Consider the following 23,298-nt stretch of genomic DNA (forward strand, 5'->3'; position numbering starts at 1 on the left):
ACGACCGATGTCTGGGCGAGGCTTGAATATCAAAACTTCAGTCCGCTTGGTAGCGCCTCGTTGCCGTACTTTCTGCGTGGTCGTTCGTGGGATTACTGCTATGCCTATATCGACCCCTTCACCTTTATGCTGGTCCAGGAAGTCGCCCTACAGCCAGCGCAGCGAATCAACCTCTATGTCGACGTCATGTTCCTCACCGGCCAACTGCAGATGGGTAACGCCGGGGAGGGCTCAAGTGTGCCGCTTGGCGACGTAACCCGCTCACAAGCTTTTGATGCGAGCACCAATGCAGCGGCTACGGCAAGCGACTGGTACGACTTCGACAACGACGGCCAGGCTGATCGACCTGTCATTGGTCGCATGGCAGACATACCCGATGACGCCACCGCTGACCTGGTGTTCGTAGAAGATGGCACGGGCGATCTTCAGGGCATTTATCTCAGCTCTAACGACAAGGCTGAAGCCCCTGCCGAAAGCGGTACCACCCCAGCACCGACGCCAGCGCCTGATCTCATCCGACTGCTGGACGAAGACCGCACGCGTCGTCTGACTGAAAACACCGGTCTGCTCAGCAGTATCAGTCGTGATGACCTGCAGAATACCGACGTGCTCGTGTTTCGCGCCGCCACGGGTCAACTTGTGCTGGAGCGCAAGGGTCTAGGTCATGCCGAAGTCCGGGCCGGCGAACTGGCTGTCAATGAAGAGGGTGTCGCTGGTTATCGCCTGATGCTGCGCGGACCTGCCGATTCTGCTGCCAACGTTGGCGCGATCAACCGGACAAGTTCATTCGAAGAATGGGCTACGGGCTATCAGCTGACCGAACCATTCCGAAAGCGTGAGTCCTTCCATCTTCAGCCCGGCGAATGGGTCGAGGTCGTCGCGATCAACCGCAGCACTGGCTATATGGGCACCTCACGCGTGCAGCTCAAGAGTGTCGGTGATGCAGGCTCAACAGGCCTGAGCGTTACCCTTGACCCCATCGTGATGCGGCCACCCAACCTGAAGGTCTGGGCAGAGCGCATGTATAACGTTGAGCAGGGTCTGCAGGCCGGTGAGAGCCGTTCAGGTCAGATCGTCAGCGCTGAAGGTGCGAGTCTGCTGAGCGATCAGAGCGTGCGTATCTTCAGCGAATGGCTGGATCACGATGGCTCACCGCTGCCTGAAGGCTTGTCAGTAGGGTATGGGGCACAGTACGGACTCACCGGTCGGCTGGCCAAGGTTGTCGCCTCTGGCGTTATCTCGTCGACAAGCGCCAGCGATCTTGCAGAGTTTCCTATAGCACCTGGGCGCAATACTCAATTACTCCAGCTTTCGGAGCTCTACGCTCAGACCGAGCACTACTACATACAGGTGATCGGCCAGGCTAAAAACCAGGAGTGCGCACAGTGCGCCAGCTTCGACAAGTCTGGTGCCGATGCCGGCGCGGATGCGCCTCTGGATACCCGACCACAGTACATCACACCGTTCCTGGTTCCACAGTACGACGAACAGAAGGGCTGGCTCGCTTACCGTGAATATCGCCGCCTGCTTAAGGCCGGCCAGGAAGCAAGCGCTGGCGGCACGCCAGTCGACACAGCTGCCCCAAATCGACCGCTGCCGAGCTATGCCTGGACCTATCGCCCTGAGTATCAATTCAGCCGTTTCAGTCTGGAAGTGGATGCGATCAAGCGCGTGAAAATCACCGACCCGTTGACCGGCAGCGAAGAGAAGGACGATATCCTCAATGCAGCCAGTCCGGTAATCACCTCTTCAGACAAACTCATCGAAGTATTGTACTCACTCATCGGCCCCGAGTTCGGTCGTATTGCGCCGATCGACGGCGGCCAGGATCTAGTCCTAGCCCTGGGCGAACATGAAACCCGAGTCACCATGGGCGAAGACCAGACCCTGCGCATCGACAACATCGAGCACCTGGCCAGCCTGGATCCAGAAGACTTCCTGACCATGCGCCTGTATCTGAATCAGGATGCAGGGAATATTCTCTGGGAGTACGCGTTTATGTATCTCTCCCTCGGACTAGCGAAGGAGCATGACCTCGTAGGGGATAACATCGCCTACGTGAGGGCGGATGACGCAACGATAGACTTGAAAGCCAGCGTTTTGGGATACACCGGTCTTACGAAGGCGAAGCAAAACGATATCCCGCAACAGGTGCTTTGGCGCGTTATTCAGGGCAATGCGACCCTGCAATCTCAGGCTGTTTCACTGGACGAGTACGGCTCCGCCACCGCAACTGTAAATCTCGCCCCGTATAGCAGCAACATTGTTCGCGTTGAAGCCTCGCTGCTAGGTGACGACTCGACCCGAATCCAGTCGTTCGATATGGGTGTTTTAGCTGGAAAGCCAAAGAACATAGACCTGTCCCAGACGGGGGCTTTGTACGTTGGCGAAGTAGGCTCTGTTGAAGTGAAGGCCATCATTACCGACCAGTTCGGCAATCGTGTCGAAAACGGAACAGGGGTTTTCGTTCAACCCCACGGCCATCTCACGCTCAAAAGTCAGCAGGGCTTTACTGAAGATGGGGTCATGCTTGCAACGCTCGAAAGTGCCTTCGTCTCGGGGGGCTTCGCTGTTGATGTGTCTTCGGGAGGTGCGTCTGCCTCGACAAATGTCACAGTCGCGCCGCTGGAGCTCTCGATTCAGGGGCTACCAGATAATCTCGTAGCTGGCGTCACTTATCCCTTGGAAGTAGCGGTACTAGGTGGCGGCGGCAACGCTCTGGAGGGACTGTTTATAGACCTGGGCGCGGATGCTGGATTCGTAAGGACACGCGAGCATACAACCGACGGCTCCGGCAAACTGACTTTTACCTATGAAGCCCCCTCTGCCGCCGGTATATACAATCTGGCGGCTAAGCTCGATGTGACTGCGCCGAAGATCATTCCTATCGAGGTTGTACGTCCCACGACTGTTCAGAACGCTGAGCTTGCTGCGCCTTACATTGTGGCCGCTACGGCGACTGACCAGGAAAGCACTATCAGTGACTTCGCCGATAGGGCGGGCACGCTCACATTCGCCGCAGATAACACTCTGGCCTTGACCGGGCTCGCAGCAGCAGCGTGGGATATCACTACAGCAGAGTACCATCTCATTAATCGCGAGCCGGTTCTCTATGCGAGCTTTCTCAATCCCTCCTGGGATCAGCTGCACCGATATCCCGCACGATTCGAGCATATCCGGCGAACCTCCGGCCCGACTCATGGAGTCTATGCACTCGACTTCATATCCAGTGAGGAGGAAGCGCTCAGCCAATGGTCGCTCGCAAAGCCTGACCTTACTGCAATTAATCAACCCGGATACCACTTCTGGCTCAAGGTGCGGGCGGATGGGCTGCTTTTGTCTGTGGCTGATGGCTCATTCAACTTATCGGTGAACAACGGCCAGCTACGCGCCGAGATTCCGGCGGGGAGACTCTCGGACTCTGTGAGCACTAGCGCGGTGAGTGTCACAGTGGATGGGCTGGAGAAAGAAACGTGGTATGCCGTGAGCGTCGGCGTCAAGAACGGTGAATTGTATCTTGCAGTTGATGATCGGCATGCGGTTGCAACGCTTGGCGATAGAACGATCTCTTATCCAACGCTCTCAGAAGGTGATCCCGTGATCACGCTCGGTAAAGGTTTTCAGGGTCAGATCGCAGGACTGCGGGTTTACGATTGGAGCTCCACACCGCTGGTCGAATTTGATCGGACTTCAGGCACCTTGGACGCGACTGGCAAAGCCGAAGTGACGGTGCGATTGGCAGCAGGCGTGGCGGAAAAAGATCTTGCCTTGCCGTCTGTCTCGGTGGAGCTGATCCCCTCGACCGGCAGCGCGCCTGTACTCAACATCCTGAACCGCAACCTGGTAGAGCGCTTTGCTGGTGCCTTGCAAGGCGTCACTGGTGAACTAAGTATCAGCGCAGCAAAGCTTCTCGAGCAGATGCCGATGACCGGTATCTTCCCTGCGCCCTCGCAGGGTGCTGGTGGTCTAATTCAAAGAACCACTCATATTGCGGGCGCTCAGGCATCACAATCGAGTGTGCTGGCGAGCATCGCGTGGCTCGATTTTGGAACCAACTATCCTGAACTGAAAGATCAAGTCAGGCGGCTACAGACGTACTTTGCGCAGCAGTCAGAAACTGAGCTAGTGGGCTATGCTGAAAGCTATCTTCAGGAAGCAACGACCCAAGCCAGTCAGGGTCGTCAGTTCTGGGTTCGAACTATGGCAACAGGCCTCACTGTATGGGGAGAGCTCATCGAGAGCCGACCAGATCTCGCCGCTGCAATTGCTGCGAGCATGACTAATCGCCGCGACTACTGGTCATGGATTCGTATTCTGTCGTTGCCAGCTAACGGCTGGGCGACAGAGAACCCGCCCATACCTCGACCAGATATGACATGCGACAAGGTTACTCCAGACGTGAACACTGGTACTGTTTTAGCGTTTTCCACCACACCGTGTCGAGCCTCAGCAGCACAAATGGCCGCTGTGCTTGACACGGTGTTTGAGGTTGACCCGGCCACATATGACCAGCCGCGACTACTGACTCTGTATATGACGCAAATGCTTGCTGCTTTGTATCGCGCGCCCATGGAGTCAACAAGAATCTTCCCTTCGCAGGACGCACTTCTTGGACAGAGTGGCGATTTTTCAGTTGTTCCCACAGCGTACGCGGCTGGCCCGCTTGTGTACGTTCCGCGCGCACTTCTGGTAATGCTTAAGCAGGCCATCCGTGCGGGCACTAGCGGAGCTCCGGCTAATTTCGTCGCCTTAATGCAAAACGGTACAACGTCGCGATTTACTCGCGATGAAATTCTGATGGCTATTGGTTATCTCTCGACACGCCTTGAAGGAACAGACCTCTGTACAGATTGTAAAAAGCTGAACGGACAAGTAAGCGAAACTGTCAGTATCCACATGGCTAGCTGGTTTGCGGGTCTTGGCCTTGCCAAGAAGGGCCAAATTGAGGATGGCGGCCTGACGAGACGAAGCTGCATGGTTGCTAACCATGCCCATGGCGCTGCGATGGAACTGGTTGCTACGGCTGGTTATCACGCGTTGTTCGAGTTTGGCGAATCTTACGGTGTAGGTAATGCTGCGCAGTATGAAGTCTTGTTGGCGGATCCGAGAAGCGATGCTGATAGAATTGAGGTGGGCCTTAAAACTTCGGCAAATGGCACAGTCAAAGATTACGCTGGCAGTCCTTGGCAGCGAAAGCCGGACCTGGTGCTAAAAGGAGCAAATGATGGGCAGCGTATATGGGTAGAGCTGAAATCATGGCGCTTTAACGAAAGCTATCTTAACAAGCTAAAGCTAGCGAACGATGGGCCCACCTTGAGTGGATCGCAGTTCGGTCAGTGGAATGGCAAGGCGGACGGAGGTGGAAAATCAGTCACTTTAAACTACACGACAGCTGCCCATCGCCAGTTTTTTCTAGACCATGCTGCATCTGGTGAAGCGCTGCAAACCCATTTCTGGAAGAAGTTGGCTCCCTTGAAGCAAAGTCTTAGGCCCAATCAACACAGGACGTGGTTCCAGATATGGAAGCCAGGGGAGCGCTCATGGCGAGAGTTGACACGAAAGGACGGGAAATACGAGCTTGAAAGCAAACTTACGACTCGGAACGTCGCGACCCCCTGGATTAAAGAGGGAGGCTTAGTCACCGAACTGTCGCCTCAGTTCAATGCGCTGCGCTACTTCATGACGAGCGCTCCCGGCATCAGTAATAGCGCCTTTAAGACGAGCATCGGCTATTCCAAAAGTGAACATGAGAAGAAGTATGTTAATAGTCAGGTTGAGGCGAAGATAACATCTTTGCCGCAGCAGGATATCAGACCCTTCAACCTGGCCACATTCTTTGCCATAGAAGTTGGGGCTGGCAAAGCAGAAAAAATAGTTGGCGATCTGCAAAGGCGTTTTGTAGGACCTGAATACGCTGCAGTTCAAAAAGCGATCGACGACGGAACGTTCAGCGAAGAGGCGATAGCAGAACTGCGAGAGAACATCACAGATCAAATCCTTGGGATACTCGGCCCTTGGCAATATTTGGCAGTGGACATCTGGGGGCTTTCTTGGATAGAAAACGGCATAGGTGACATTCTACTAGGTGATGAAGCCGAAGCCTTGCGCGAGGCGGTAGCACAGCAGGATCTGTCAAGTTCCCCTTTCGATTTTGAAGTGGCATGTGAGACACCGTAATGGAAGGAAATATCTGGGGCGCGAAACGAGACAAGCTTGAAAAAATTCGATATCTGTGGAAGCTGGACGATCCGGAGTGGATGCGCCAGCGCAAGGCCGACTGGAAATATATAGCCGCAAACAATCTTGCAGGTGTATCGGCGAAAGAAAAAGCGGATTGGAAACGCTATTTCGTATTGGGCGAGAAAGAGCATTACATCGGTTATTTGTCAGCCTACTTCTTGACGCCGTTCAGTTCCCCGGAGTCAGCTCATGAAGTCTTTTGGAGTGATATCTTAGACAGTACGGGGCGGGCCATGGTCGAGACGGGTTATCTCGATTGGGCGGCTGAAAAGGGACAGGGACTTCCCTGGCTCCGCAGTCATCTGCAGAGCTTCGTCGAAGGCGTATTAGGTCAGGGGTATCCGCTTATTCGAAAAGATACGCCATCCAGCCAATCTCATCATGCTACATTAATTTCAAGATGGTTTATCTCTCGGACTAAGGATCTGATGTCTGGAGAGCTTGAGTACTGCGCGGTTGCAGAAGCCGTTGATTACCATGTGTCGGCCTTTACCTTCGCCGACCCCGCAGAGCTTACTGCAACCTGTGACCTGGAACACTATATCTGCTTGGCTAAATCTGTTCTGAAAAGCGAAACGGGCCGACAGTGCGCTTATGAGTGTGCGGAACAGATTGTTGCAAAAGAAGATACGATTCGTGCGAACTGGAGCTCTCTTGAACATTTCGTAAAGGGGGACTAGCCGAGGGCGGTTACACCGGCATATTCACGATCCGAACTAGAGCTCCCAGAAACTTTTTTTGAAGTGGCGTGTGAGAGACCTTGATGGACAATTTTACTTTTTCCAAAGAGCGACCCGAACTTGAGTCCTTCCGCTACCTCTGGAAGCTCGATGATAAGGAATGGGTTCGACAGCGCAAGGCCGATTGGAAGCATCTAGCTGAGAACGGATTGGCCAGGATATCTGCCAAGGGGAAGCGGCAATACAAAGACTATTTTCTGCAAGCCAAGAAAGATGACTTCATTGGGGCCGTGAATTTGTATTTTCTCACGCCTTTTGATTCAGCTGAGTCGGCTCGAGACGTCTTCTGGTCTAAGTTAATTGATTATCAGGGAAGGGAGGAGCTCCTCCTGGGCTACCTCGAAAGGGCTGCCACATATGGCGAAGGTATAAGCTGGATCAAAGATGATGCTAGATATTTTGCCGATGGCGTCTTAGGCAACGAGTATAGCGAAGTCATAGATACTACGAGTCGCCCCCGCAACATCGCCCCCGATCCAGGATTCATTGGCGAGCAATTCTTGCGAAAAACGTTTCTGCTGCTAAAAGGTGATATAGCCCGACTGGCATATTTACCTGCGATCGACTATTACATTTCAACTATTAAATATGCCAATAAAGGTAAACTAGACGACTCCATCGGGATAGATGTCTATATTGACTCGGCTCAGGCGGTTTTGAAGTCTGATTCGGGCCGTGCTTGCGCCTTAGATTCTGCAAAAGAGATTTGCCAGAGAGAGGAAACCATTCGGGCCAATTGGGCTATGACCGTAAAGCTGCCTTAGAGGACCGATATGGCTTTTCACCTTTCGTTGCTGCTTTCGTGCGCCTCGTCGGACCAGGCGAGCTCGCTCGCAACATTACTCGCGAGAGAGACCCGTCCTGAATTTGAGGATGATCTTTCTGCGGAGGAAAAGGCTCTCTTCAGTGCCATAGAAGATCTCGAATACCCTGAAGCAATCGAGCCACAGGGTGATCAGATCCTGATCTCCTGGTCGGAAATCGATGGCATGGATTTCGATGATCTTGAGATGTTACTGGAAGCTCCGGGAGTAGCTCTGATTGGCGCATACGAAGTTCCTGACGACCCTATGGCGGCTGATGATGACGAATCTATGAGCCAGTTCTGGATAAATGAGTCCGGCAGACCTCGAGCAGTGTCAGCCGCCAAGGCGCAAGAAATGCTGCCAGAGGGCGTCTACCATCGGCTCGTTGGCGGCTAGAAGCGCTAAGCGGAGTTTGAACCGTGCGTCGTGGTCAGCGGGTGTTGTTGTAAGCATCCTACTGGTGGCAGTCCTGGTCGCGACCCGGCTTATTGCTTCCTTCAACGGTATTATTCTTTTTCTGCTTGCAGTGCTCTTGGTCTCATTGTCAGCAACCAAGCTGATGGGCGCTTCAGGCTATAGATCCCTTTTCTACTTCGTCATCTATTTCAGTGGCCTATCGGTTCTGACTTATTCGAGTCGCCATCTGCTATTAGGTATCGACATTTTTCAGGTTGTCTCTGGCTCGATGCAACCAACTATCCGCGACGGCGCTTATGTTTTGATAGACAGGAGGTTCTCGGACGAAAACATCAGTGTCTTGCGCTGTCGTGTCGTTGCTTTCACACGAGAAGGGCATGTACAGATAAAACGTGTCGCTGGGGTGCCGGGAGACATTTTAGGTAAAGAAGCGCATCAGCTTTTGGTGAATGATGAGCGCTTCCATTGCATCAATGCTTCAAACCCGACTTACTTGCTAGCGCTGCGGGACGAGCATGTGCCTGAACAACACCTTTTCATGCTCGGTGATAACCGCACCCAAAGCCAGGATAGTCGACACTATGGTGTCATTCATCGAGAGCAGTTGATTGGGGTAGTGAGCGATCAGTTTTAACGCTCGCCTGATGCTCCGAGGCCTGAAGGATTCTGCCGCCAACGTCGGCGCGATCAACAGGACCAGCTCATTCGAAGAATGGGCCACCGGCTACCAGCTCACTGAACCTTTCCGAAAGCGTGAGTCCTTCCATCTTCAGCCCGGCGAATGGGTTGAAGTGGTCGCGATCAACCGCAGCACTGGCTATACGGGCACCTCGCGTGTTCAGCTCAAGAGTGTCGGTGATGCAGGCTCAACCGGACTGAGTGTCACCCTCGAGCCCATCGTCATGCGCCCACCCAACCTGAAGGTCTGGGCCGAGCGCATGTACAATGTCGAGCAGGGCCTGCAGGCTGGCGAAAGCCGTTCAGGTCAGATCGTCAGCGCTGAAGGTGCGAGCCTGCTGAGCGATCAGAGCGTGCGCGTCTTTACCGAATGGCTAGACCATGATGGCTCACCGCTGCCTGAAGGCTTGTCAGCAGTCGATGGCGCGCAATATGGTCTCACAGGCCGATTGGCCAAGGTGGTCGCTCCTAACGTCGTCGCCACGACCAGCAGCAGTAACATTGCGGCATTCCCCATAGCGCCCGGCCGTCAGACTCAGATACTGCAGTGGAAAGACACGCAGGCGCTGGCGGAACACTACTACATCCAGGTCATCGGTCAGGCCAAAAACCAGGAGTGCGCGCAGTGCGCCAGCTTCGACAAGTCTGGCGCTGATGCGGGTGCGGATGCGCCTCTGGATACCCGGCCGCAGTACATCACACCGTTCCTGGTGCCCCAATATGATGAGCAGAAAGGCTGGCTCGCTTATCGCGAATACCGCCGTCTGCTCAAGGCTGGTCAGGAAGCAAGCGCTGGCGGCACGCCAGTCGACACAGCTGCGCCAAATCGACCGCTGCCGAGCTACGCCTGGACCTATCGTCCTGAGTACCAATTCAGCCGCTTCAGCCTGGAAATCGATGCAATCAAGCGGGTGAAGATCACCGACCCGTTGACCGGCAGCGAAGAGAAGGAAGATATCCTCAATGCAACCAGTCCGGTCATCACATCTTCAGATGATCTCATCGAAGTGCTGTACTCACTCATCGGCCCTGAGTTCGGAAGAATTGCGCCAATCGACGGCGGCCAGGATCTAGTCCTAGCCCTGGGCGAACATGAAACCAGAGTCACCATGGGCGAAGACCAGACCCTGCGCATCGACAACATCGAGCACCTGGCGAGCCTGGACCCCGAAGACTTCCTGACCATGCGCCTGTATCTGAATCAGGATGCGGGGAACGTGCTGTGGGAGTATGCGTTCGAGCATCTGGTGCTAGGGACACAGCTCGCCGAGTACGATGCCTCGTCAGGCGAGACCTTGTATGTCAGCGCGGATGACCCACGCGTACCGCTCGAAGCTGTGCTCGTAGGCTATGCTGGCCGCACGGACAAGACCCCGATCAAGGTGCGCTGGAAGGCGACTGGTGGCGCCACGCTTACGCAGGAGTATGCCATCGATCAGACCTATGGCATCTTCGCCAACGAGATCACGCTACCGCCCAATCGCGGCGCAGTTTCCAACGTGTCTGTGGAGCTATTAGACGCTGGCGGTGCCACCGCGACTCTGCCACCCATCGAAGTCGTCGCCGGCGAGCCGACCACCATTGAGGTCGATCAGCCCAATCTTATTGTTTCGGCTGCCGAAGCCAATGACACCACCTTGAACATTCTGGTGAAGGACAAGCACGGGAACCCCGTGGCCGCTGATACTGGCGTCAGCTTCTTTGTTGCCGACAGTCTGCATGTGGTCAGCACCACAGGCGCCACCGACGACGCCGGGCGAGCGAGCCTGACCTTCCGTGGTGGCAGCATTGCCGAAATGGCCAGCATCCGGATCAATGCGGGGCAGGTGAGCACCACCGTGCCGGTCGAGGTGAAGCCGCTGAAAATCGAATTTGTTGATGCCGAAGCGACGCTGTTTGCTGGCGCGACAGAAAGCTTCACTGTACGAGTCACGAACCACCTCGATCAGCCAGTCAACGGGGTGACCGTGGCGCTGGGTTCAAGCTATGGCTTTCTGTCCCAGACTGAAGTGACGACCAACGCCAGTGGTGAAGCCAGCGCAACGATCACTGCGCCAGGCTCCGATGGGTCGGGTGAACTTACCGCCCAGGCGGGCCGCAGTCCATGGCAGGTCCAGCCTTTCGAGGTGGTGTATCCGCAACAAGAGCTTCGTGATCTGGAAGTCGACCATGCCATGATGGTAGGCGATACCAGTACGGCTGGTGTCATCGACCACGTCCGTTATGATTCCACCGCTATTGCCCTGCCGTTCAAGACCAGCGCAACCATCAAGGCCCTGGGTCAGCCAGGTGATGCCGTCACCGTAAAGATCGGCGACTTCCGCGATCCCAACCTGGCGCCCCTGGCCGCCTATTATCTCAATGAGCTGGATGGCCAGCTGGTGCTCGATGAGACCGGGCGCTACCCACTCTCGGCGCAGTTCGTGACGCAGGCCAGGGGCACACCGATGGGCGGTGGTCGCAGCCTGCGCTTCTCCTCTGTAAACCAGACGATCGATGGCGAAGTGCCCAGCGTGCTGTGGGCCGACTCCGCCCCCGCGCTCAAGCGCCTGAACAGCATTGGCTTCAGTATCGACCTCAAGCCCACCGAACGTGACAGCACCATGGTCAGCGGCAGCGTCGTCGATCTCGGCAATGGTGCCCAGACCCTGCAGCTGCAGAGCGACGGCACCCTGGTCTACCGCGTCCGCACCGATACCGGCAATTACATCGTTCGCAGTGCACCTGTTGGTGTGAATCAATGGCATCGGGTGGCGGCACGCTACCATAACGGCCAGGCCGAACTCTGGGTCGATGGCATCCTGACGCAGATGCCGGCCAGCGGCGTGCTGACCTACAGCGACAGCGGCCGCACCCTCGAAGTTGGTAAGGGCTTCGAAGGTCAGCTCAACAGCCTGAAGTGGTTCGACTGGAGCAGTGCGCCAGTAATGACCTTTGCTGATGGCAGCACGCAGACCACCGTGACCGTCGGACCTGACAGCTTTACCGATCTGACGCTGCAGAGTACTGGCGTGATGGGCGCTGGAAACAGCCTGCTCACGACCATGCGTGTCGCAATCCATACCGATCAGGTGCGGCAGTATGCCTCGCTCGTTTCACAGGCGGGCTTTGCCGTGCTGGCGGGGCAGTACGCGGACACGCTTGACCCGAATGCACCACCGATCAACGTGGCCGGACTGACACCGACCTACAGCATGCTGGGTGTAGCGCAGTACGTGCCGCAGCGGCCAGTGCAGATTCCGTTTATCAGCCAGGCACATGCGGCTGATGGTGAGAGCAACTTTGTGCTCGGTCTCATCAGCTGGATTTTGCCGATCGAGGACTTCGGTATCGTGATCGTGCAGCTGGGCTATCTGGTCAGCGATCCGGAGAAGTTCGATGGCCTGGAATTTTCGATCGCAGCTGTCAACGTCATCACGATCTTTCCGCCTGCGAAACCGCTGAAGATCATTACAACGCCGCTCCGTGCGCTGCTGCGCAAGTTAAACGATGTGAACCCGAAGTTCGCAAAATACTTCGCCGGCTACCTGGGCAAGGTGGTACAGCGCAGCAGGACCGGCGACTTCAGCCTGCTGTGGAACAGCCTGCCGTTCCTGGCCTTGGCAGTCGAGCTGTACGAAGACGAAGACTCGAGGAAGGGTCTGGAGTTCATGTTCAGCACCATCAACAGCGCCGATGACGTGGTGTCGTGGGTTGACTACCTGGCATTGCCGGCGGATGGTTGGGAAGGGGAGGGCGAGCCACCGACGGCGCCAGCCTTCAACGATGCTGCACCGACGACCGCCCTGCATCAGCTTCCTTTGAGCTGGTTGATGCCACAGGCGCATGCTGGCTTGGTCTCGAAAGCCGTTAATCGCGTGAATCAAATAGTTCTAGGTAGGGTACTTCTTGGGCTAATTAGTCGAGTGACAAAGCAGGAGGCAGAAAATATACCTGACGCACTGAGGGTCGTTCGGAGTCAGATGAAAGACATTAGTGCCAAGGACTTCCGTCAAGCAGTCTTTAGTACAGACATGATGAAAAGCTCGGCATGGATGATGACTCACGGAGGCAGCAGAGCACTGCGTAACTTTGTTCGTGGCAAGACCAACATGCGTTACCAGCCCATCACCGTGATGGCAATTGTTGCCTATCTTGGGTGGGAGTCTGGCTGTGGTGTAGCTCTCGAAGCCGAGGCGAAGTCGGCAGGTACGACCGATACCTCCTCCACGCCGCTGCCGTCGGAACAGATGAAGTGCAACGGAATTGGCCTGAATGAACAAGTGCGCCGCCAAGTCGGCTTTAAACTAGCGAAGGTTTTTGCTGACTCTTTCGATAAAAAACTGTCTGATGTTCCATCAGGGGTTGATGCTCAAAGCGGTCACGGAGCGCTGTTCCACCTCGGCGAGACGGCTTATCACCAGCTCAAGCATCGTTATGCTGGCGGCTTGCCGATAAAGGCTTTAGAGCGTGTGCGCTGGGTAGGGGTATTCGAAGCTACTGATCAAATTGAGGCGGCCACCAAAGAGCAGGCATCACTTAGCTGCCCGGCAAATTGCGTAACTAAAATTCAACGAGATATTGACATTGTTCTGGGCGTTGACGAGACAAATTCGCCGGAGCACTGGATAGAGATAAAGTCATTACGCTCTAAGGTTCAGAAGAAAGCTGATGCGAAAGGGCCGGACCGTTATAAAACAATGTATCCCAACAAGCCATTAACCAGGTGGGCGGTCAACAAAAAATCCGACACTTATTCAAACTTGCACAAACAGTTCAGCGTCGATATTGCCGCGACAAATGCTACTTTTGCATGGTTACCCCTAAAACAATCAGGTTTGAAGGCTTACTCTAGCAAGGTGCCGGTTCTGACAATGCAGTGGCGTCTTCAATCGTTTGAAGTTGATAAGCCAGATCTGAAAATTTTTGAGTCAAGCCCATTTCTAGGAAAAAAGGGAAAGAAAGATAGTCTTCTGGATCTGATGGCCGAAGGACCCAGTGCTGAGGCTGGAACGAACACAAGTATCGTCAATGCGACCTTTGCGTGGCCTGGCAGCGTGCAAGATCGGATAAAACTTGTAACGGTCACGAGCCTATTTTCGCAACTTGCCACCAGCAAAGTCTCCGATCTTTTTAACTTCCTGAAACCCACGCCGCTGGAAGTCAGCGCTGAACCGTAGGATAGGAGTGGTTGCGATGCTCGAATTTACTGAAGATCCCGAATGGCAAAGAAATCGGGAAGTTCAATGGCAACCTATTCAGGAGGAGCTTCAGAAGGATCTCACGCGAAAGCGTGTCAATGAATTTAAGCATCTGTACATGACGGGGCGAGTCCCTTATGGAGCAATCATCCATGCGACCGACGCTGTAGAGTTATATCCGGATCATTCTATAGCAGGTATACAACACTGCCTGGACACGAATTTTCCATCTGGTTTATCGTCCGACGAGTTCAGACGACTTCAAGCTACGCTCTCTATAGGCGTGGGTAATTTGCAAGGGTCTTCTCGAGACGAGCAAGTAGAGCTATTTCGCTATGTGCTGGGTGAAACTTACGATCCAGAGAGGCTTTTCCCCTTCCGGTTAGGGCAGGAAGGACGTAAACATAAAATCGATATCTCTGCTGGTAGTCTTTTTGCCGACGCTCTCGTTTCATTAACCTTCTGGGTGGAAGCCTCTGAATACAGTGCACCAGCAGAAAACCGTGTCGTATGGTTGGATCTCATCGACTTCTTCTTCTCTCTAATAAAATTCGTCAATCCTTCCGTATTCACATTCTTCTGCTTGAAGCATAACAGGAACCGGCAGAAGGTCTCTCATCATAGCGCTGTAGTGATAAAATATCTTTCCAGGCTTTTGCGGTACTCCATTACGCCGCCGCCAGCTGCACTGCATGACTCAACCACGGGTCGAGAACGCAAGAAGTTTTTAGCTGATTTTCGATCTCGCTTTGAAAGCCTCGATGTCTATCCAGGGGAACTTCAGAAAATCTGGCGAGAGATCCGCATTGAGGAGGGTGAAGTCATACCAGGTCCCGTAGAAACTGTCTGGCGAAAGCTCAACAGTAGAAGTATTCCCGATGGACAATAGAGTTCATGTTCAGTTCATGGCAAGGGCTGAAGACATTGAGATATGGCAGTCAGTACTCGACAGTCTCGGCATTGACCAAGAGTACGGTATGGCCTTCCAGGATCGGATGCTGAAGCACTTTGGTCAGGCCGTCGATGCAAGGCTAGAAGCGATGCTCGATGTATGGGGTTCCGAAGTCTTCTATCTGGAGAGCTGGGATGTTACCGGGCAGCAGGTCATGTTTGAAATTCCCGCTGCGGATGATTGGCATGAATTAGTGAGCGATTTGCAAGCCGTCTTTGCGCTTTGTCCCGTCAACCACTTGTCGGTGGAAATCACCGGCGAGGAATGAATTTTCTCCCGCTCTCTTGAGCGACCAGAGCGTGCGCGTATTTACCGAATGGCTGGATCACGATGGCTCACCGCTGCCTGAAGGCTTGTCAGCGGTCGATGGCGCACAATATGGTCTCACCGGGCGATTGGCAAAGGTGGTCGCACCTAACGTCGTCGCCACGACCAGCAGCAGTAACATTGCGGCATTCCCGATCGCACCCGGCCGCCAAACCCAGATCTTGCAGTGGAAAGACACGCAGGCCATGGCAGAGCACTACTACATTCAGGTCATCGGTCAGGCTAAGAACCAGGAGTGCGCGCAGTGCGCGAGCTTCGACAAGTCTGGCGCCGATGCCGGCGCGGATGCGCCTCTGGACACCCGACCACAGTACATCACACCGTTCCTGGTGCCTCAGTACGACGAGCAGAAAGGCTGGCTCGCCTATCGTGAATACCGCCGTCTGCTCAAGGCCGGCCAGGAAGCAAGCGCTGGCGGCACGCCAGTCGACACAGCTGCCCCAAATCGACCGCTGCCGAGCTACGCCTGGACCTATCGCCCCGAATATCAGTTCAGCCGTTTCAGTCTCGAAGTGGATGCGATCAACCGTGTGAAGATCATTGATCCGCTGACGGGCAATGAGCAGAAGGACAATATTCTTGATGCTACAAGCCCGGTAATCACCTCTTCAGACAAACTCATCGAAGTATTGTACTCACTCATCGGCCCCGAGTTCGGTCGTATTGCGCCGATCGACGGTGGTCAGGACCTCGTGCTGGCCCTGGGTGAACACGAAACCAGAGTTACCAAGGGCGAAGACCAGACCCTGCGCATCGACAACATCGAGCACCTGGCGAGTCTGGATCCCGAAGACTTCCTGACCATGCGCCTGTATCTGAACCAGGATGCAGGGAACGTGCTGTGGGAGTATGCGTTTGAGCATCTGGTGCTGGGCACACAGCTCGCTGCGTATGATGCCTCGTCAGGCGAGACCTTGTATGTCAGCGCGGATGACCCACGCGTACCGCTCGAAGCTGTGCTCGTAGGCTATGCTGGCCGCACGGACAAGACCCCGATCAAGGTGCGTTGGAAGGCGACTGGTGGCGCCACGCTGACGCAGGAGTATGCCATCGACCATACCTATGGCATCTTCGCCAACGAAATCACGCTGCCGCCGAATCGCGGCGCGATCTCTAACGTGTCTGTGGAGCTATTAGATGCTGGCGGTGCCACGGCGACATTGCCGCCCATCGAAGTTCTCGCCGGCGAGCCGACCACCATCGAGGTCGATCAGCCGAATCTTATTGTTTCGGCTGCCGAAGCCAATGACACGACCTTGAACATCCTGGTAAAGGACAAGCACGGGAACCCCGTGGCCGCCGACACCGGCGTCAGTTTCTTCGTCGCCGACAGCCTGCACGTGGTCAGCACCACAGGTGCCACCGACGACGCCGGAAAAGCGAGCCTCACCTTCCGTGGCGGCAGCATTGCAGAAATGGCCAGCATCAAGATCAATGCTGGGCAGGTGAGCACCACCGTGCCGGTCGAGGTGAAGCCGCTGAAAATCGAATTTGTTGATGCCGAAGCGACGCTGTTTGCTGGCGCGACAGAAAGCTTCACTGTACGAGTCACGAACTACCTCGATCAGCCAGTCAACGGGGTGACCGTAGCGCTGGGATCAAGCTATGGCTTCCTGTCTCAGACCGAAGTGACCACCAATGCCAGTGGTGAAGCCAGCGCAACGATCACTGCGCCAGGCTCCGATGGGTCGGGTGAACTTACCGCCCAGGCCGGCCGCAGTCCATGGCAGGTCCAGCCTTTCGAGGTGGTGTATCCGCAACAAGAGCTTCGTGATCTGGAAGTCGACCATGCCATGATGGTAGGCGATACCAGTACGGCTGGTGTCATCGACCACGTCCGTTATGATTCCACCGCTATTGCCCTGCCGTTCAAGACCAGCGCAACCATCAAGGCCCTGGGTCAGCCAGGTGATGCCGTCACCGTAAAGATCGGCGACTTCCGCGATCCCAACCTGGCGCCCCTGGCCGCCTATTATCTCAATGAGCTGGATGGTCAGCTGGTGCTGGACGAAACCGGACGCTATCCACTGTCGGCGCAGTTTGTCACGCAAGCTCGGGGCACACCAATGGGCGGTGGCCGCAGCCTGCGCTTCTCCTCTGTAAACCAGACGATCGACGGCGAAGTGCCCAGCGTGCTCTGGACTGACTCCGCCCCGGCGCTGAAGCGCCTGAACAGCATTGGTTTCAGTATCGACCTCAAGCCCACTGAGCGCGACAGCGCAATGGTCAGCGGTACCGTCGTCGATCTCGGCAACGGTGCCCAAACCCTGCAGCTGCAGAGCGACGGCACCCTGGTCTACCGCGTCCGCACCGATACCGGCAATTACATCGTTCGCAGTGCGCCAGTTGGCGTGAATCAATGGCATCGGGTCGCGGCCCGCTACCACAACGGCCAGGCAGAACTCTGGGTCGATGGCACGCTTACGCAGATGCCCGCCAGCGGCGTGCTGACTTATAGCGATAGCGGCCGCACCCTGGAAGTCGGTAAGGGCTTCGAAGGTCAGCTCAACAGCCTGAAGTGGTTCGACTGGAGCAGTGCGCCAGTGATGACCTTTGCTGATGGCAGCACGCAGACGACCGTGACCGTCGGCCCAGACAACTTTACCGATCTGACGCTGCAGAGCACGGGTGCGATGGGTGCTGGCAATAGCCTGCTCACGACTATGCGGGTCGCGGTCCATACCGATCAGGTGCGGCAGTATGCTTCGCTCGTTTCACAGGCCGGCTTTGCCGTACTGGCGGGTCAGTACGCGGACACGCTTGACCCGAATGCACCACCGATCAACGTGGCAGGACTGACACCGACCTACAGCATGCTGGGTGTAGCGCAGTACGTGCCGCCGCGGCCAGTGCAGATTCCGTTTATCAGCCAGGCGCATGCGGCTGATGGTGAGAGTAACTTCGCGCTCGGTCTCATCAGCTGGATTTTGCCGATCGAGGACTTCGGTATCGTGATCGTACAGCTGGGTTATCTGGTGAGTGATCCTGAGAAATTCGATGGCCTTGAATTCTCCATCGCAGCCGTCAATGTCATCACGATCTTTCCGCCTGCGAAACCGCTGAAGGTCATCACGACACCGCTGCGTGCGCTGCTGCGCAAGCTGAACGATGTAAACCCGAAGTTCGCAAAATACTTTGCCGGCTATCTTGGCAAAGTGGTACAGCGCAGTAAGACCGGCGACTTCAGCCTGCTGTGGAATAGCTTGCCGTTCCTGGCCTTGGCCGTTGAGCTATACGAAGACGAGGACTCGAGGAAAGGCCTGGAGTTCATGTTCAGCACCATCAACAGTGCCGATGACGTGGTGTCATGGGTGGACTACCTGGCGCTGCCGGCGGATGGTTGGGAAGGTGAGGGCGAGCCACCAACGGCGCCAGCCTTCAACGATGCTGCACCGACGACCGCCCTGCATCAGCTCCCTCTGAGCTGGTTGATGCCCCAGGCACATGCTGCACCAATACAGGCCACCCGTGTTGCCGCGGGCGTGCTGGGAAAAATGCTGACCGATATTTCAAAAAGCGTTCTACCCGAGGCAATCAAAGACCTGCCTGCCGGCTTGAAAATGATCAAGAGCGGAATGAAGGATACGAACTTTCCTGAACTTCGCGCCAAGGTTTTCAATAGCAACGTCCTCAAGTCAACTTTAGCTATTCAAGCGCAGGCAGGTACTCGGGCGCTACGGAATTTCATACTCGGTAAGAGTAACGCCAGATACAACCCGTTCGTGATCATGTCTGTTTTCGCCTATCTCGGCTGGGAGTCGTCCTGTGGTGTCCTGTTGGAGCGGGAAAAGCTGCCGAAAAGCCCTGATGTTGGACCCACCCCGCCAGATAGTAGTGTGCTGACATCTGAAGAAATGGGGTGTGGAGCCAAGGGTTTCGAAAACCCACGGATACGAGAGCAAATTGCACTCAAAACTGCCGTGGTATTCGCTGACTCGGCGAATCAGGACCTTACTGAAGAACCAGCCAGCAATAGCCTTCGCGGTGTCGGTGGCTACGGCCATGGTGAGCTGTTTCACTTGGTGCAGATTGCAGAAAGGCAGTTATTACACCGGGCGGGAGTAGGGCAGCCCATTAAGGATATCGAACGACTACGGCGAGTCGGTGTGTTTGTGAGCAAACTGGACATCCCACCCCTGGACGAGGAACTAGCGTGCGGTAAAGGTCTTGGCTGTCTGACGAAGCGTGAGCGACGAATCGATATCATACTTGATGGTGGGCAGGGGAAAGAGACGTGGCTTGAACTCAAGTCATGGTCTGCGGCAGGTCTATCTGACGCGGAGCGTGGGGAGCTTTTGACCGCGAAGCGGAGTCCTCTAAAGTCTTGGAGTGGTTTGAGCGCGAAAGGTTCGACCGCGCTCCATCGACAATTCAGTTTAGACCGAGGAGCGCAGAATTTTGAGGTTGCTTGGCTCACTAAGCAGGAGAGTGGTCTTAAAGAGTTTACTGCTCGAAGCTCTCCAAAAGAGTTTTACTGGTACTTTCAAGCTTTTGACGTTACGAATAAAAAAACGAAAAAGCGAGAGGTTAGCCCGTTGCTAGGTGACTATCAGACAAAAGGGACACTGAGATATTTTCTCTCCTCAGCCCCCCTTCGACGTAGTACAGGTCCCATAAAAGAGGCAGCTGCGGCAACCTTCCCTGAAAAACCTGAGGTTGCAAATCGAGCCAAGCTGAAAACACCTGTCGTGCTTCTGGAAGAGTTAGCCAAAACAGGATTCGGTGAGCTAATTGAAGGGCTCGACCTCAAAGCTGGATATGAATATTTGGAGGATTGATCTCATGAACCTTGATTTTACCAAGGACCCTGAATGGATTAAGCAACGGGAAGAACTTTGGAAGTTTACAGTTCGCAGAAGCGACCTCAAGTCCGGAATTAGCGCCGCAGACTTTAAGGCGCTCCACAATTATTTTATGACTGGTGTACTTAAAGGCGACAACCCGACACATATATTAACGCGTATGAAGTTTTTTCCTCAAATGAGTGTTGACGCCGTTGCTCATGTACTCAACTACAACATGCCTGAGGGGGTGAAGGATGAAGATATTTCCATGTTCACGGGCTACTTGTCTGGAGGTCTTGACAGCACCCCCGGCCTCGAAACAGATGCTGCCGTCACTCTTTTCAACCACCTGTTTGGCGATAGGTATCAGCCTAACTTCACGATCGAATTTCTTCACAACGACATAAAGATGCATCGCAGTGTGCCGATCGACCCGAATCGACAATTTGCCTCCGGAGTGGGAATCGAGAAGTGGCTGAGGGACGGGAACGCCAAGCGATCTGTGTGGGTGGGGCTGGTCGACTATTGGTTCTCGTTACTTCCCTATGTTGATCCGGTTTTGTTTGTTCTCGGCGACTCTACCTACGTGGAACACGTACACCGCATATCTACAGAGGCGAAATTAGGTAGTTTGCTGGTCCACTGTGCGAGTGCTTCAAATCCTAAGACTGGAAAACCCCACCCGGAAGAAAAGCAACAATTCATCACAGATTTTCACGAGCGCATGGAGGCATTGGACAAGCCAGAAGGCCTAGCTGATCTCTGGGAGCGCGCAAAAAAGCGAGACCCTGCATTGATTCAGTGGTAGAAAACCGGGAAGCGAATTAGTCGCTGTCAGATTCATCAGGAAAATAGCGCTGAAGCTTGGTCGGAATCGTCGCAAACCACCTGGCTTCCAGCGCTTCGAATTCTCCTTCATCGAGTTCACCGTCCTGCTCGTCGACTTCCGAAAAAATAAACTCACCGGTAGTTCGGGAAATATAGTAGTCGACGCCATGCTCATGCCAGAGCCTCCCCCAGAAGCATAGGATGTCGCTGCGTCCCAGCACATGCAGAACCGGCAGCCATTCGTCGCCGAAGGGCTTCACGATGACGAGATCACCTCTGCGACGAATGCCTTCGCATGCAAGGGTGCCGTGCACAGGATCGAACCTTGGGAAAAAGTCGCCAGGTTCAGTCGTTACATTGGCAGCCTTTAGCAAAGCCATGACATCTTCGGCTGGTGTTTCGTCCGTGAAGTGGCTGAACGCACTTTTCATCGCTTTTTCTCCCGTTTGGAAGACGAGTGTTCCGGTGAGCTCGGGCATATTGGTTTCTCTTTCGATAGGAATTCCTCTCGCCAAGCGTAGTCGATCCCGAGTGATTCGGCTGGTGTAGATAGTGAGAAAGCGTCAGTGTAGTCGACGCCAACAGCGTTGCGCGTGCGCTGCTCAAGATCGAACCCGAAGCAAACGCGACCCTGGTAGAACCCAACACGCCAATAGAACTGCACTTCAACAAGGCGATCGATCCAGCGCTGCTGCAGCTTGTAGTGCGCGAGACCCTGCACGGCCAGACCTTCCAGAAGATGTGTACACACACGTGTTTACACATGTGCAAGATCAAACTAAAATACACACCATGTACATCCTTGGGAGTGGCCATCTGTGATCACACGCATATTCAAAAATGGAAACTCTCAAGCCGTCAGAATTCCGGCTGCTCTAGCCTACGAACAGACAGACATCGAGCTTGAAATAGTCAGAATCGGGGAAGAAATACGGATTCGACCGGCACGCCGCCCCTTGGCAGGCGTCCTTAACAAATTCGCCAGCTTTGGCCAGGATTTCATGGCTGACGGGCGAGGCGCTCAGGGCCAAAAGGAAAGGGACGCGCTTTGAAGTACATGCTTGACACAAACATGTGCATCTATCTGACAAAGGCCCAGCCAGCTGAAGTCGCACAACGTTTTGCTCAATGCTATGTAGGTGATGTCGTGATATCGGCCGTGACATACGCAGAGCTGGAATACGGGGTGGCGGCGTCACAAAATCCGGTCCGGGAACAAGCCAGCCTCAAGAGTCTGATAGAGGATATACCGGTGGTTCCATTCGATCTGGCAGCAGGCCTGGCCTACGGGCCAATCAGAATGGCGACACGGAAGAACAAGCAAGATCATCTGGATAAGTTGATTGCAGCCCATGCCGTTTCCCTGGGGCTCATTGTCGTGACCAATAACACCAAGGATTTCGTGAAGTATCCGGGTGTGGTGTTGGAGAACTGGCTGTTGAGCTAGGAGGAAAGGCAAGTGAAAACATTGGTCTTCCAATCCTTCCGCACCACCGAAGTGCCAGAGTGGATGAACACCTGCATGGGTTCGGTTCGCTCATGGGCTCAATCGAGATCCTATAGCTATGAATTCATGGACGATCAATTCTTCGATCATGCTCCGCAATGGTATCGTGAAGCGACTAACGACCAGCGCCATCTGATTGCTGATCTTGCACGTCTGGAAATTGCGCATAAACGCCTGAGGGAGGGTTTCGAGCGTTTCATCTGGATCGATGCAGACGTGTTTATATCAACGCCCGCCGCGTTTCTGACGCAGTTCCCGAACAGCTTCCTGTTCTGTAGAGAACTGTGGGTCGAGCAGAAATTTGGGGCGCTGGTGTATTCGGAGAGGGTCAATAACGCCGTCTCGGTTTTCGAGAAGGACAATCCGTTCCTGGATTTCTACCGCTATGCCTGTCAGCAGATTGTCCGGGCGAAGAAGGGGCCATTTCGGCATACGGATGTCGGCACCCATTTCCTGACATCGACTTGTCAACAGCTGAACGTTCCGCTGATCCAGGACCTGGCCCTGCTGAGTCCAGTGCTGATTGCTGCTTATTCGGATGGTTATGAAGAAACGCTCGGGCAGTTCATAAACCGTTTCGGGCATCCTATCCACGCGGTAAACCTGACCTTTACTTTTCGAAACAGGCTGGTGAATGGGCGCACTTTTTCTGATGATGATTTTGAACAAGTGATACGCCGCCTTTCTGTCCGATAGATTGGCGGCGCCGAGTGCGATGCCTTAGGCGACGAAAGATCGCTTGGCTTTGTCGACCGGTTTTGTACGCTGAAGTATTAGCCGGACTATCCGGCTTTAATCCCGTTTGGTTTGCATATAAACTGAAAAGGATAAAGGCGAGG

General features: G+C 54.6%; 15 protein-coding genes. 13 read left to right on the forward strand and 2 right to left on the reverse strand.

Going from position 1 to position 23,298, the window contains the following annotated elements; all coding sequences use genetic code 11:
- The first annotated feature begins 60 nt into the window (after positions 1-60).
- The 10 genes from ACH3PB_RS05300 to ACH3PB_RS05345 all read left to right on the forward strand — a co-directional run bounded on the left by ACH3PB_RS05300 (position 61) and on the right by ACH3PB_RS05345 (position 20,932).
- The gene (locus tag ACH3PB_RS05300; RefSeq protein WP_416398395.1) at positions 61-6,177 is read left to right on the forward strand and encodes a hypothetical protein; all 6,117 of its coding nucleotides are present in this window, start codon (positions 61-63) and stop codon (positions 6,175-6,177) included.
- On the forward strand, positions 6,177-6,920 hold the full coding sequence (locus ACH3PB_RS05305; protein WP_416398396.1) for a hypothetical protein: 744 nt from the start codon (positions 6,177-6,179) through the stop codon (positions 6,918-6,920). Before ACH3PB_RS05300 ends, ACH3PB_RS05305 begins: the two co-directional genes overlap by 1 nt.
- An 83-nt stretch (positions 6,921-7,003) precedes the next feature.
- Positions 7,004-7,744, forward strand: coding sequence for a hypothetical protein (locus ACH3PB_RS05310; RefSeq protein WP_416398397.1), 741 nt, complete (start codon positions 7,004-7,006; stop codon positions 7,742-7,744).
- Between the two features lie 9 nt (positions 7,745-7,753).
- A complete protein-coding gene (locus tag ACH3PB_RS05315) occupies positions 7,754-8,182 on the forward strand; it encodes a hypothetical protein (RefSeq protein ID WP_416398398.1) in 429 nt (142 codons plus the stop codon).
- Positions 8,183-8,246: 64 nt separating this feature from the next.
- Positions 8,247-8,837, forward strand: coding sequence for a signal peptidase I (gene lepB, locus ACH3PB_RS05320; RefSeq protein WP_416398399.1), 591 nt, complete (start codon positions 8,247-8,249; stop codon positions 8,835-8,837).
- Positions 8,838-8,847: 10 nt separating this feature from the next.
- Positions 8,848-14,040 (forward strand): LamG domain-containing protein, encoded by a 5,193-nt coding sequence (locus ACH3PB_RS05325; protein ID WP_416398400.1) that lies wholly within the window; start codon positions 8,848-8,850, stop codon positions 14,038-14,040.
- A gap of 16 nt (positions 14,041-14,056) precedes the next feature.
- On the forward strand, positions 14,057-14,950 hold the full coding sequence (locus ACH3PB_RS05330; RefSeq protein WP_416398401.1) for a hypothetical protein: 894 nt from the start codon (positions 14,057-14,059) through the stop codon (positions 14,948-14,950).
- Positions 14,951-14,966: 16 nt separating this feature from the next.
- On the forward strand, positions 14,967-15,281 hold the full coding sequence (locus ACH3PB_RS05335; RefSeq protein ID WP_416398402.1) for a hypothetical protein: 315 nt from the start codon (positions 14,967-14,969) through the stop codon (positions 15,279-15,281).
- Positions 15,282-15,312: 31 nt separating this feature from the next.
- Positions 15,313-20,118, forward strand: coding sequence for a hypothetical protein (locus ACH3PB_RS05340; RefSeq protein WP_416398403.1), 4,806 nt, complete (start codon positions 15,313-15,315; stop codon positions 20,116-20,118).
- A gap of 4 nt (positions 20,119-20,122) precedes the next feature.
- Positions 20,123-20,932 carry a hypothetical protein gene (locus ACH3PB_RS05345; RefSeq protein ID WP_416398404.1) on the forward strand — a complete coding sequence of 270 codons (810 nt, stop codon included), beginning with the start codon at positions 20,123-20,125 and terminating at the stop codon, positions 20,930-20,932.
- Positions 20,933-20,948: 16 nt separating this feature from the next.
- Here ACH3PB_RS05345 and ACH3PB_RS05350 read toward each other — a convergent pair whose 3' ends face one another.
- Together ACH3PB_RS05350 and ACH3PB_RS05355 are read right to left on the reverse strand one after the other, a co-directional pair.
- Positions 20,949-21,383 (reverse strand): hypothetical protein, encoded by a 435-nt coding sequence (locus tag ACH3PB_RS05350; RefSeq protein ID WP_416398405.1) that lies wholly within the window; start codon positions 21,381-21,383, stop codon positions 20,949-20,951.
- Positions 21,380-21,703 carry a hypothetical protein gene (locus ACH3PB_RS05355; protein ID WP_416398406.1) on the reverse strand — a complete coding sequence of 108 codons (324 nt, stop codon included), beginning with the start codon at positions 21,701-21,703 and terminating at the stop codon, positions 21,380-21,382. Before ACH3PB_RS05355 ends, ACH3PB_RS05350 begins: the two co-directional genes overlap by 4 nt.
- Positions 21,704-21,770: 67 nt before the next feature.
- Here ACH3PB_RS05355 and vapB point away from each other — a divergent pair, with 67 nt between their 5' ends.
- The 3 genes from vapB to ACH3PB_RS05370 are packed head-to-tail and all read left to right on the forward strand — an operon-like array spanning position 21,771 to position 23,155.
- The gene (vapB, locus tag ACH3PB_RS05360) at positions 21,771-22,004 is read left to right on the forward strand and encodes a type II toxin-antitoxin system VapB family antitoxin (RefSeq protein WP_416398407.1); all 234 of its coding nucleotides are present in this window, start codon (positions 21,771-21,773) and stop codon (positions 22,002-22,004) included.
- Between the two features lie 5 nt (positions 22,005-22,009).
- Positions 22,010-22,399: a type II toxin-antitoxin system VapC family toxin gene (locus ACH3PB_RS05365; protein ID WP_416399420.1), complete on the forward strand. Its 390-nt coding sequence runs from the start codon at positions 22,010-22,012 to the stop codon at positions 22,397-22,399.
- A gap of 12 nt (positions 22,400-22,411) precedes the next feature.
- Positions 22,412-23,155 carry a hypothetical protein gene (locus ACH3PB_RS05370; protein WP_416398408.1) on the forward strand — a complete coding sequence of 248 codons (744 nt, stop codon included), beginning with the start codon at positions 22,412-22,414 and terminating at the stop codon, positions 23,153-23,155.
- Positions 23,156-23,298: the final 143 nt, after the last annotated feature.

The organism is Allohahella sp. A8 (assembly GCF_047946665.1).
Lineage (GTDB): Bacteria > Pseudomonadota > Gammaproteobacteria > Pseudomonadales > Oleiphilaceae > Allohahella.